This window comes from Streptomyces chilikensis, from assembly GCF_001642695.1.
GTDB classification, from domain to species: Bacteria; Actinomycetota; Actinomycetes; order Streptomycetales; family Streptomycetaceae; genus Streptomyces; species Streptomyces chilikensis.
The window spans coordinates 2,115,297-2,126,317 of the sequence record NZ_LWCC02000005.1; the positions used below are offsets into that span (position 1 = coordinate 2,115,297).

General features: G+C 74.3%; 10 protein-coding genes and 1 pseudogene. 6 read left to right on the top strand and 5 right to left on the bottom strand.

What is annotated here, in order from left to right:
• Positions 1-705 (top strand): annotated as a pseudogene (locus A2U95_RS09475) (PfkB family carbohydrate kinase); the annotation flags it as partial.
• A 16-nt stretch (positions 706-721) separates the two neighbouring features.
• Here A2U95_RS09475 and A2U95_RS09480 read toward each other — a convergent pair.
• Positions 722-1,690, bottom strand: coding sequence for a carbohydrate-binding protein (locus tag A2U95_RS09480; RefSeq protein ID WP_166021725.1), 969 nt, complete (start codon positions 1,688-1,690; stop codon positions 722-724).
• 128 nt (positions 1,691-1,818) lie between these two features.
• Entirely contained in the window at positions 1,819-3,624 is a 1,806-nt protein-coding gene (gene cdgB / locus A2U95_RS09485) for a diguanylate cyclase CdgB (RefSeq protein ID WP_166021726.1), read from the bottom strand.
• Positions 3,625-4,206: 582 nt separating this feature from the next.
• Here cdgB and A2U95_RS09495 point away from each other — a divergent pair.
• On the top strand, positions 4,207-4,716 hold the full coding sequence (locus A2U95_RS09495) for a flavin reductase family protein (protein ID WP_420856983.1): 510 nt from the start codon (positions 4,207-4,209) through the stop codon (positions 4,714-4,716).
• Positions 4,717-4,749: 33 nt separating this feature from the next.
• On the opposite strand, the gene arfB is transcribed toward A2U95_RS09495, so the two are convergent.
• Entirely contained in the window at positions 4,750-5,184 is a 435-nt protein-coding gene (arfB, locus tag A2U95_RS09500) for an alternative ribosome rescue aminoacyl-tRNA hydrolase ArfB (RefSeq protein ID WP_166021727.1), read from the bottom strand.
• Positions 5,185-5,383: 199 nt separating this feature from the next.
• On the opposite strand from arfB, the gene A2U95_RS09505 reads away from it, so the two are divergent.
• The 4 genes from A2U95_RS09505 (at position 5,384) to A2U95_RS09520 (ending at position 8,984) form a co-directional block, all read left to right on the top strand.
• Positions 5,384-5,959: a TerD family protein gene (locus A2U95_RS09505; protein ID WP_166021728.1), complete on the top strand. Its 576-nt coding sequence runs from the start codon at positions 5,384-5,386 to the stop codon at positions 5,957-5,959.
• Between the two features lie 70 nt (positions 5,960-6,029).
• The gene (locus tag A2U95_RS09510; RefSeq protein WP_166021729.1) at positions 6,030-7,022 is read left to right on the top strand and encodes a bifunctional GNAT family N-acetyltransferase/NUDIX hydrolase; all 993 of its coding nucleotides are present in this window, start codon (positions 6,030-6,032) and stop codon (positions 7,020-7,022) included.
• A gap of 64 nt (positions 7,023-7,086) precedes the next feature.
• Positions 7,087-7,587, top strand: coding sequence for a hypothetical protein (locus tag A2U95_RS09515; RefSeq protein WP_166021730.1), 501 nt, complete (start codon positions 7,087-7,089; stop codon positions 7,585-7,587).
• A 182-nt stretch (positions 7,588-7,769) separates the two neighbouring features.
• Complete coding sequence (locus A2U95_RS09520; protein ID WP_166021731.1) at positions 7,770-8,984, top strand: NAD(P)-binding protein; 1,215 nt, start codon at positions 7,770-7,772, stop codon at positions 8,982-8,984.
• Here the strand turns inward: A2U95_RS09520 and A2U95_RS09525 are convergent.
• Together A2U95_RS09525 and A2U95_RS09530 are read right to left on the bottom strand one after the other, a co-directional pair.
• Complete coding sequence (locus A2U95_RS09525; RefSeq protein ID WP_166021732.1) at positions 8,938-9,438, bottom strand: GNAT family N-acetyltransferase; 501 nt, start codon at positions 9,436-9,438, stop codon at positions 8,938-8,940. The two genes, A2U95_RS09520 and A2U95_RS09525, sit on opposite strands and share 47 nt — an antisense overlap.
• An 11-nt stretch (positions 9,439-9,449) precedes the next feature.
• Positions 9,450-9,941: a GNAT family N-acetyltransferase gene (locus A2U95_RS09530; protein ID WP_166021733.1), complete on the bottom strand. Its 492-nt coding sequence runs from the start codon at positions 9,939-9,941 to the stop codon at positions 9,450-9,452.
• Between the last annotated feature and the right edge of the window lie 1,080 nt (positions 9,942-11,021).

Sequence of the window (11,021 nt, forward strand, 5' to 3'; positions counted from 1 at the left end):
GGTGGGCGCCACCGCCCGCCGCGCCGTCCCGGCCCCCGGCCCGGCCGCCGCCGGCACCGCCCTGCCCGACGAGCCGGGCCCGGCGGTCACCGCGGCGGACTGGGCCGCGCTCCAGGCCGTCTACCGGGACCTGCTGCCCACCGCGCGGGCGGTCGCCCTCTGCGGCGGTCTGCCGCCGGGCGTTCCGGTGGGCGCGTACGCGCAGCTGGTGCGCGAGGCGCGGGCGGCGGGGGTTCCGGTGCTGCTCGACACCTCGGGCGAGCCGCTGCGGCGTGGTGTCGCGGCCCGGCCCGACCTGCTCACGTCCCACGCGGGGGAACTGGCCGAGCTGACCGGCTCGCACGACCCGCTGCGGGCCGCCCTGGACGCCCGGCGGCGCGGGGCGCGGACCGTGGTGGCCTCGCTGGGCGCCGGGGGCCTGCTGGCCGTGGGGCCGGAGGGCCACTGGGCCGTGGGGCCGGAGGGTCACTGGCGGGCCGCCCCGCCCCGTCCCCGCACGAGGACCCGGCCGGGGCCGGAGACTCGGTGGCCGCCGGGCTGCTCTCCGGGCTGGCGGAGGACCTGCCCTGGCCCGGGCGGCTGGCCCGGGCGGCCGCCCTCTCGGCGGCCACCGCGGCCGCGTCGGCCGCCGGGGGGTTCGACCGGCCGCTCTACGAGGAGCTGCTCGGCCGGGTCCGGGTCGCCGAGGCCGCGCCGGCGGTCTGACCGGGCGCCGTCGGCGTCAGGAGAACTCCTTCGGCTCCTGGGCCACCTCGCCCTGGACCAGGCCGAACTGGTCGACGTTGGCGTTGCAGCCCTCCGCGCAGGAGAGGGTGATGGTGTTGGTGCCCTGCTTCAGCGGGACGTAGTTGTAGGTCCGGGTCCAGCCCTTGGCCCAGTCGCCCTTCTCCGCCCCGGCGTAGTTCTTCAGGTTGACCTCGGCCGGCTGGCCGCCGTTGACGGTCAGCGTGGCCTTGGCGTCCTCGCCGGGGACCCCGTAGTAGGTGAAGAGGGTGTACTGGCCGTCCTTCGGCACGCCGTTGACCGTCCAGGTCACCGAGGAGCCGGGGGCGCCGAAGCCGGCGAGGTAGGAGCCGCTCTCGGCCCTGGAGCCGGGGACGTCGCTCGCGGGCGTGGCGCCGCCGCCGAGCTCGCCGAGCGAGGCCGCGTCGATCTTCGTCGGCTCGAACTCGCCCTTCTTCTTCTCCTTGCCGTCGTCCGCCGCCTCGGTCGGCTTCTCCATGGAGCTCGCCGTCGGCGACGGACCGGTGCCCGCGGTCTTCTCGGTGTCGTCGCCGCCACCGGTCATGGCGAGGGTGATGCCGACGACCACCGCGGCCACCACGGCCACCGCGCCGATCATCAGGCCCTTGGTGTTGGGACCGCGTCCGCGTCCGCCGCCGTTGTCCTGGGAGCGGCGCGAGCCCGGGGCGCCGGGAACCCCGACGGAGCCCATGGCGACCGCCTCGGGGGCCTGGTAGTGGGGGTTCGGGCCGCCGTACGGGCCGGGGGCCGACGCGGGCGGCTGCTGCACCGTCTGCTGGGGGGTGTACCGGCGCTCGCCCACGGCCCGCACGCGGTTGACGGAGTTCGGGTAGCCGTAGCCGCCGCCGGAGGGCGGCTGGGCGCCGTTGGCCTGTCCGTCGGCGTAGAGGTAGCCGAACGGGTCGTCGTCCTCGGGCGTGCTGGCGCCGTTGTTACCGGACGTCATCCCTTGGTACTCCTCAACAGGTGCGGGGTCAGGTGCGACAGGTGATGTCTTGCGAGCGTACCCGGTGTTTGTAGCCCGAGTGGGTGACGCAGATCCCACCGGCAGGTGTCCGGCCGCTGACCTGGGGTTCAACCCGCGCGTCTGTGAGTTTTCGGACGTGATCGTTTCTGAACGTACATACGTTCGTCGGCGGACTTCAGCACTTCCTCCGCCGTCATCCCGCAGTGCGCCCAGCCGATGCCGAAGCTCGCCCCGACCCGCATGTCGCGGCCGTCCACCGTGATCGGCTGGACGATCTGGTTGCGCAGCCGCACCGCCAGGTCCTCGGCGTCCGCCCGGCCCAGGCCGTCGGCGAGCACCACGAACTCGTCACCGCCCAGCCGGGCCACCGTGTCGCCGTCGCGGACGCCGTCGCTGAGGCGGCGGGCCACCTCTATCAGCACCGCGTCGCCGGCGTTGTGGCCGAAGCGGTCGTTGATGCCCTTGAAGCCGTCCAGGTCGCAGAAGAGGACCGCCAGCCCCTTGGCGCCGTCGTCCCGGGACTCGCGCGGCGCCACGGTGTGCACGTGGCGCGGCTCGCCGACGAAGCCGTACCGGTCCGCGGGAACCGGGGCGCCGCCGTGCCCGACGCCCTCGAACGGGTCCGGCTCGTAGGGGCCCTGGCCGCCGGGCACGCCCTCGTGGACGGACTCGAACGGCGGGTCGCGGTAGACGCCGGTGTCGTAGGCGCCCGGCTCCCACATCCCCAGTTCGCACGGCTCGTCCCCGTAGGCGGCGTCCAGCGACTCCACCACCCCCGCCAGCCGCGACCCGGCGGTGGCCGGCGCGTACGGACGGTCGCAGAGCCGGGCGCTCAGCCGGGCCCGCAGCTCCGCCGAGTTCGGCAGCCCGGTCAGCGAGTCGTGCGAGGCGCGGTGGGCGAGGGCCAGCTCGCGGCGCTTGCGCTCCTCGATGTCCTCGACGTGGCTCAGCAGGAACCTCGGCCCGTCGGCGGCGTCGGCGACCACCGAGTTGCGCAGCGACACCCACACGAAGCTGCCGTCCCGCCGGGCCAGCCGCAGCTCGGCCCGGCCGCCGTCGGCGTAGGTCCGGCGTAGCGTGTCCGCGTCCTCGGGGTGGACCAGCGTCTCGAAGGACTGCTTGCACAGCATCGCCGACGGGCGGCCCAGCAGCCGGCACAGCGCGTCGTTGGTCCGCAGGATCCGGCCGTGCTGGTCGCCGCAGCCCATGTCGGTGATGGCCATGCCGGACGGGGCGTACTCGAAGGCGTGGCGGAAGCTTTCCTCACTGGCCCGCAGCGCCTGCTGCTCCCGCTCCAGGCGGACCAGGGCGCGCTGCATGTTGGAACGCAGCCGGGCGTTGGCGATCGCGATGGAGGCGTGGAAGACGTACGTCTCCAGCGCCTCGCGGCCCCAGGCGCCGGGGCGGCGTCCGTTGCGCGGACGGTCCACCGATATCACGCCGATCAGCTCGGGGCCGGTCTTGCGGTCCAGGGTGCCGGGCGCGTACATCGGCGCGATGAGCCGGTCGTCGGGGTGCCACTCGCCCTCGAAGCGGGGCAGCGGACCGCCGGTGAGCCAGGTCGGGACGTCGTCCTCGTTGAGGGCCCACGCCTCGGTGTGCGGGATGAAGCGCAGAGTGCCCCAGGAGACGCCCATGGCCAGCCGCCGCTCCCAGGAGTCACGGGACCCGGACCGGCCGGTGAGCAGCGCCTCGGCGGCCGTGTTGCCCGCGACGGCGGCGACGACCAGGTCGTTGTACTCGGGGCGGACCATGTTGACGGCCGCGAGTTCCCAGCCCAGCCCCTCGACGAGGCCGTCGGCCACGGTCTGCAGGGTGTCGGCCAGGCTGCGCGCCGTGTTCATCCGCGCCATCAGCTGATGCAGCTGCCGCAGAGTCGCAAGGCGGACATACGGTTCCGACTCGGTCTCCATGCTCGCCCTCCCCCCGAGACCTCGTAGCGAATCAAGGGTTGTCTTCGGCGTCCTCGTGCAGCTTCCACGCCACTGAATCACAGCGCGCTGCCCCACCGGTACGCAGGGTCAGCAAATTTCTCACGCTGTGAGTCAAGTCACATGTATCACGGGAAATTTGGACAACGGGGGGAGAACGGGGAAGAGGGCGGCGGAATTCCGCGGCGGCGGGCAGGGCGACGGGGCGGGCGGGACCCGCGATGACGGCGGGGCCGGCGGTGGCGGTGGGGCCGGCGGGACGGCCGGGGCCGAGGGCCGGACCGCCCGCACGGGCCGGGGACCTAGGTCCCGCAGCGGGGGCGGGATGCGGCCGGGGGCCGATGCGCGGCAGGCGTGGCGGCGCCTAGCGTCGTTCATGTGGCGACCCTTTCCTTCCCCCCGGCCCCTCACACCTCTCCGGCATCACCGGCATCACCGGCATCATCGGCCTCACCGGCATCACCGGCCTCCCAGGTCCCACCGGTGGCTCCCGCCCCCACGGCCCCTGCGGCCCCCGCGACCCCTGCGCCCCGTGACGTCCCGGTGCCGGGGCATGCTGAAGGGGTGAACGACGAAGAATTCCGCGCGGCCATGTCCCGGCTGGCCTCGGGCGTGGTGCTGGTGACCGCGCACGAGCCCCGGACGGACCCCGACGGCCCGGTCGGCGAGGACGCGGGCATGACGGCGACGGCCTTCATGTCGGTCTCGCTGGACCCGCCGCTGGCGATGATCAGTCTGCGCACCGGCTCCCGGATGGACGACCTGCTGGCCGAGCAGCCGCTGTGGGCGGTGTCGGTGCTCGCGGAGGACCAGCGGCACATCGCGGGGCGGTTCGCCATGAAGGGGCGGATCAGCGACCGGCTCCTGTTCGCCGACGTCCCGCACACCCGCGGCGAGGCCAGCGGAGCCCCGCTGATCACCGGCGCGCTGGCCACCGTGGAGTGCCGCACCGAACAGCGCGTCGAGGCGGGCGACCACACCCTGGTCGTGGGCCGCGTCCTGTCGGCCACCACCGCGCCCGGCGACGCCGGCCCGCTGCTGCACTTCCGCAGCCGTTACCGGCACCTGAGCTGAACCGGGCCCGGCCGGGCGGGGAGGCGGGGGCGGTCAGTCCCAGTTGCGGGGGCTGCGCCCCCGCTTGGTGTCCGCGCGCTTCTTCTTCTCCTGGAGGCGGCGCTCGTTGATGCCGCGCGGGATCCGGGTCGGCCGCCGGACCTTGGGCGGCGGCGCCACCGCCTCGCCCAGCAGGGCCGTCAGCCGCTCCATCGCCGCCTCACGGTTGCGCCACTGGGAGCGGTGCTCCGACGCCCGCACCGCCAGCACGCCCCCGTCCACCAGCCGCGACCCCAGCCGCTCCAGCGCCCGCGCCTTCCACACCGGCGGCAGCGCCTCGGTGGCCGCCAGGTCGAACCGCAGCTCGACCTGGGTGTCGCTGGTGTTGACGTGCTGTCCTCCCGGTCCCCCGGAACGGGAGAAGCGCCAGCTCAGCTCCGCCTCGGGCAGAGGCACGGAGCCGCGGATGAGGAGAGGGCGACCGGACATGCCCCCATGGTCCCCCGCCCGGGGCGCCGCGGTCATCCGGGTTTCCGGCCCGGCCGGCGTCCCGCCGTCCGGGTGAACGGTAAAAAAGGTAAAGGCAGCCGGAACCTCACGGACCTCTCCCGGCGTTCAACGAAGCGACGGTAGTTTCGCCCCCAGTGCGAAGCCCGTCAGTCACACAACGAAGGAAGGGACTCCCACCATGGCTGTAAGCCTGTCCAAGGGCGGCAACGTCTCGCTCACCAAGGAGGCTCCGGGCCTGACCGCCGTCACCGTTGGCCTGGGCTGGGACGTCCGCACCACCACGGGAACGGACTTCGACCTCGACGCGTCCGCCATCGCGGTCACGGCCGCCGGCCGGGTCTACGCGGACACGTACTTCGTCTTCTTCAACAACAAGGCGACGCCTGACCAGTCCATCGTCCACACCGGTGACAACCGCACCGGCGAGGGCGCGGGCGACGACGAGGCGATCAACGTCAACCTGGCCGGTCTCCCGGCCGAGATCGACAAGGTCGTCTTCCCGGTCTCCATCTACGACGCGGAGAGCCGCTCGCAGAACTTCGGCCAGGTCCGCAACGCGTACATCCGCGTGGTGAACCAGGCCGGCGGTGCCGAGATCGCCCGCTACGACCTCTCCGAGGACGCCGCGACCGAGACCGCCATGGTCTTCGGCGAGCTCTACCGCCACGGCGCCGAGTGGAAGTTCCGCGCCGTCGGCCAGGGCTACGCCTCCGGCCTCGCCGGCATCGCCCAGGACTTCGGCGTCAGCGTCTGACAGCCCTCGGCCACAACCGGCCCGCCCGCACCGCGGGCGGGCCGGCCCCGCCGTCGATTAGCGTGCGCCCATGATCCTGGAGCCGCTGCACCTCACCCCGGACCGTGACATCCCCGGCCCCGTGCTCACCGAGCTCACGGCCCTCTACGCCTCCAACCGGGAGTTCCACGCGCTGAGCGGGGGCGACGAGTTCCCCGACCCGGACGACATCCGCCCCGAGCAGGTGGCCGCCGCCCTCGCGGACGAACTCGCCGACCCGGACATCGAGGTGCTCCTGGCCCGCAGCGCCGGCCGCCTCGTCGGCCTGGCCGTCACCCTCGCCCATCACCCCGACCCGGCCGACCCGGACCCGTGGATCGGCCTGCTGATGGTGGACGCCACCGTCCACCGCCAGGGCCTCGGCCGCAGGCTGGCCGCCGCCGTCGAGGCCCGCCTCTTCGCGGGCGGCCGCACCGCCGTTCGCCTCGCCGTCCTGGACAGCACCCCCGACTCGCTCGCCTTCTGGGCCGCCCTCGGCTACCAGCTCATCGGCCACCGCGTGGACCGCCGGTACCACCGCCCCTGCTCCGTGCTGCGCAAGCCGCTGCAGGACCCCCGGAACCCCCGCATGCCGCGCGCCGCCGCCCGGGTCGCCGTGGTCACCCCGGACCCCGACCGGGCCGTCCTCCTGCTCCGCTACGACAACCCCGGCACCGGTCCCTACTGGGCGCTGCCCGGCGGCGGGCTGGAGCCCGGCGAGAGCCCCCTCCAGGGCGCCACCCGCGAGGTCCGCGAGGAGACCGGCTGGAGCGACGTCACCCCCGGCCCGCTGCTCTGCGTCTGGGAGCACGACTTCCCCTACCGCGGCGTGCCGGTGCGCCAGCACGAGCACGTCTACCTGGCCCGCGCCCCGCGCCGCGACCTGACGGGAGACCTCGCGGACGCGCACGCCGCCGACGCGATCCTCGCCTGGCGCTGGTGGTCCCTGGAGGAGCTGGCCGCCACCGGCGAAACGATCTGGCCGCCCCGCCTGGCCCTGCTGGTGGCCGGCGCCACCGCCACGGACGCGCAGGCCCCGTCGTAGCCGGGGCCCCGCCGCCGGGCGGCGGTGGACGCGGCACCGGACCGGCGCATGACACCATCGGCGTGTGCTCGACATCGGCTACGCGCTCTCCAACCGCTTCCCGGACCCGCCCCAGACGGACTACCGGCGCGCGGACGTCCGCGCCCTGCGCCACGACCTGTTCTGCGGGGACGTCTACCTCGCCGACACCGAGAAGGACGAGGAGATCTCCACGGCCTGGGGATGGGTTCCCGTGCTGGACTTCGCCTGGGCGCTGTGCGACATCACCGAGCAGATCGACCGCGACCCCGCCGGCTCCCGCGCCTCGCGCCCGCAGCACGCGGAGCTGGACTTCACCGAGTCCACCGACCGGCTCTACTTCGAGCGCCGCTTCGGCTGGGTCGAGATCGACGCCGACTGGATGACCACGGACGAGCCGCCCCTGCGGTTCTCCCACGCCGAACTGCGGCGCGAGGCCCGGGACTTCCTGCACGACCTGATCGCCGACCTCTGCGACCTGCACGAGGACCTCGCCGACAACCCCGCCGTCTGGACCCTCCAGGCCCGCTTCCCCCGCCTCCCCTGACGCGCTCCCCCGCCCTCCCCTCCCCGGCTTTTCTCCCCCGGCCGCCGCGTCGTCGCCCTCCGAAGGGGGACTCGGACGCAGTACCGGCGCGCCGCACCGCCCAGCACCCGCGCTCCGCGTCCGCACCCGCGCCGTGTACGCGCCCGTGTCCGCACCCGCGCCCGTGTCCGAGGGAGAGAACCATGCCCCGCACCGTCACCGTCGTCGGTGGCGGCCTCGCCGGGCTGACCGCCGCCATCGCCGCCGCCGAGCGCGGCGCCGGCGTCACCCTGTACGAGGCCCACCACGACCTCGGCGGCCGAGCCCGCACCGCTGCCGCCCCCTACCGCACCAACGAGGGCCCGCACGCCTTCCTGAGCCGCAGCCCCCACTGGACCTGGCTGAACGACCGCGGCCTGATCGGTCCCCTCGCCCCGTTCCGGCCGCGCGACGCCACCGGGGCGCGGTTCCGCCACCACGGCGCCCTGCGCCGCACCCCGCCGCTCGGCACGGTGCGCCTGCTCCGCACCGACGCCGACCGGGTTCCCGCCGACGTCGACTTCCTCAGCTGGGCCTCCTGGCGGATCGGTGACGAGGCCGCCCGCGCCACCGCGTACCTCACCTCCGTGGTGATCTTCCACCACGACCCCGGCTCGCTCTCCGCCCGCTTCGTGCAGGAGCGGCTGCGGCGGATCACCGGCTTCCCGCCCGAGGTCCGCTACCCCCGCGGCGGCTGGCAGGCCATCGTGGACCGGATGGCCGCGCGCGCCCGGAACCTCGGCGTCCGCACGGAGACCGGCGCGCGGATCCACACCCTGGCCGACGCCCGGTCCGACCACGGCCCGGTGATCGTCGCCACCTCGCTGCCCGCCGCCCGCGCGCTCCTCGACGACCCCTCGCTGACCTGGCCGAGCGGCCGCACCGTCCTGGTCGACCTGGCGCTGCGCGAGGATCCGCGCGACGCGTTCGTCCTCTCCGACCTGGACGGCCCCGGCTACGTGGAGCGGTTCACCGTGCAGGACCCGACGCTGGCCCCCCGGGGCGAGCACCTCCTGCAGGCCCAGTTCCCCCTGGCGCCCGGCGCGCCCCGCGAGGAGGCCGTCGCCCGCGGCGAGACCCTCCTGGACCTCGGCCTCCCCGACTGGCGGGACCGCGTGACGTACCGCCGCGACGCGCTGGCCGAGGGCCGCACCGGGGCCGTCGACCCGCCCGGCACGACGTGGCGGGACCGCCCCGCCGTGGACCGCGGCGACGACGTCTACCTGGCCGGCGACCAGGTCGCGGCGCCGGGAGTGCTCTCCGCGGTCGCGAGCACGAGCGCCCTCACCGCGGTGTCGTCGGCGCTCGACCGGTACCGCCCCGTCCCCGGCTTCAGGCCACCGGCTCCCCGGACCGCCGTGCGGTCCCGAGTTCGGTGAGCGCCTCGTCGGTCAGCCGGAACACCGTCCACTCGTCCTGCGGCAGCGCGCCCAGCGCCCGGTAGAAGCCGATCGCCGGCTCGTTCCAGTCCAGCACCGACCACTCCAGCCGCTGGTAGCCCCGCTCCACGCAGAGCCGCGCCAGCTCCTCGAGCAGCGCCCGCCCGTGCCCGCCGCCGCGCGCCTCGGGCCGGACGTACAGGTCCTCCAGGTAGATCCCGTGCACCCCGCGCCAGGTGGAGAAGTTCAGGAACCACAGCGCGAACCCGACGGGCTCCCCCGTCACGTCGTCCACCGCCATGTGCGCGTACGCGGCGGGCCGTTCCCCGAACAGCGCCTCCCGCAGCTGCTCCTCGGTGGCCACGGCCTCCCCGAGCGCCTTCTCGTACTCGGCGAGCTCACGGACCAGGGCGTGGATGACGGGGACATCGGCGGGCGTCGCGGGTCGGATCATGCCGCCCATCCTCACACGCCCCGGCGCGGACGTCCGGGCCCTTCCCGGCGCCCGGTCGCCGTCCGGGCGAGGCGCAGATCGACCCAGGGGACCGTTTCCCCGTCCAGCAGGTACCGCTCGACCTCCTGGAATCCGTTCCGACAGGCGAACCGCAGCCCGTTCCCGCTGGACGACAGCACCACCGTTTCGATCACCCCGGCCCCCAGCTCCCGCGCCCGCCTCAGCCCCCGCGCGTACAGCTCCCCGCCGAGCCCCCGCCTCCGGTGGGCCGGCAGCACCCGCGCGATCACCGTCGCCGTCGCCGTCCCCGCCGCCGGCGGCCGCACCGTCGTGCACCCGACGGGCGCATCCCCGAGGTACGCGACCTCCAGGTGATCGCGCTTCGCGCGCTCCCGCGCCTCCGCCAGGGACAGCCGGTGCGCCGGAACGACCGCGTTGTGGACGAACCGCCAGTCCGCGAGCGTGACGTCGCCGTCCGGCTGCTGGATTCGAAGATCGGCCATCGCAGCAGAACACCGGAAACCACGGGGAAGGTCAACCCCGAGCGGCGGCGACCGGCGCACCGCCACCGTCCTCCCCGGGCGCTGCCGAGGCCCGTGCCCCTCCCCCCGGCGGGGACATGCCGGAGGCCCTGCCGTCCGCGACGGGCGCTGAGGCATGCCGGCCGGTGGTCCGCCGGTCCGGTCCCCCCGTCAGGTGTCCGTGCCGACGGGCGGCCGGCTCGTCCGCGTGGTGCCGTTCCTCCTGGAAGGAACCGGGCGAATGGCCGGAACGCCGTCAGCCCGGGGCCGGAAAATCACGCGGCCGGTTCGGCGGAGGAGAAGGAATTCCTCCCGGGCGACGTCCCTCGCCCTCCCGCATTCGCCGACGCGTCCGTTGCGAACCGTCCGTGACGTCCAGGAGTCCTTGCCCGAGGAGCGGCGCAGGCACTTCGACGCGGAACCCGCCGGCACGGAGATCGAGGCCCCGAGACGCTGAACCGCTGGACGGTCCTGAGCAACGACGTCCCGGCCGCCCGAGCACCCCCGCCCGGACACGGGACGGGCCGCCCGCCGCACCCAGGAGATCACCCACGCGGAGGCACGCCGGCGCCTCGCCCGGACCGGACCGGACGAGCAGCGTGCGTGACCTGCGAGTTTGCCGTGGACGACCTTGTCGTCGACGCACCCCTCCTTCCGGATCCGCGGGCTTTCGCCGACCGTCGCAGCCGCCTGCGGGCGGACCGGAGCGCCTTCCTCGCGACGTGCGGTTTCGGACAACGAACAGGAAGGTCGATTTCGTTGAGTTTCGAAAGCGCCCCTCCCGCGGGAATTCAGGCAAACCGGCGACTACTTCCCATGCCGCCGACTCCCCCTTCGCATTTCGTTGATATTTCGCGACGCCTTCCGCTCACCTGAAGGGCGGCCCATTCACATGCACGCCCGAACCCGCGCAAAGAGTGACCTCAAGACGCCGCATCGGACGATTGACACCCCGTGAGCCCAAATCTACTGTCCATTTGGCCGGGTGACCGCCGGATGATATGCCGAGCGATTGGCAGAGTCCGACAGGACGTTCCGGGAACCGATTTCCCGTCTCGGTCC

What these genes read in the sequence shown, in the direction of transcription:
- arfB (WP_166021727.1), bottom strand. Translation starts at nt 5,184, where the DNA reads ATGTCCGGTCGCCCTCTCCTCATCCGCGGCTCCGTGCCTCTGCCCGAG.
- A2U95_RS09530 (WP_166021733.1), bottom strand. Translation starts at nt 9,941, where the DNA reads ATGGCCGATCTTCGAATCCAGCAGCCGGACGGCGACGTCACGCTCGCG.
- A2U95_RS09520 (WP_166021731.1), top strand. Translation starts at nt 7,770, where the DNA reads ATGCCCCGCACCGTCACCGTCGTCGGTGGCGGCCTCGCCGGGCTGACC.
- A2U95_RS09510 (WP_166021729.1), top strand. Translation starts at nt 6,030, where the DNA reads ATGATCCTGGAGCCGCTGCACCTCACCCCGGACCGTGACATCCCCGGC.
- A2U95_RS09505 (WP_166021728.1), top strand. Translation starts at nt 5,384, where the DNA reads ATGGCTGTAAGCCTGTCCAAGGGCGGCAACGTCTCGCTCACCAAGGAG.
- cdgB (WP_166021726.1), bottom strand. Translation starts at nt 3,624, where the DNA reads ATGGAGACCGAGTCGGAACCGTATGTCCGCCTTGCGACTCTGCGGCAG.
- A2U95_RS09525 (WP_166021732.1), bottom strand. Translation starts at nt 9,438, where the DNA reads ATGATCCGACCCGCGACGCCCGCCGATGTCCCCGTCATCCACGCCCTG.
- A2U95_RS09480 (WP_166021725.1), bottom strand. Translation starts at nt 1,690, where the DNA reads ATGACGTCCGGTAACAACGGCGCCAGCACGCCCGAGGACGACGACCCG.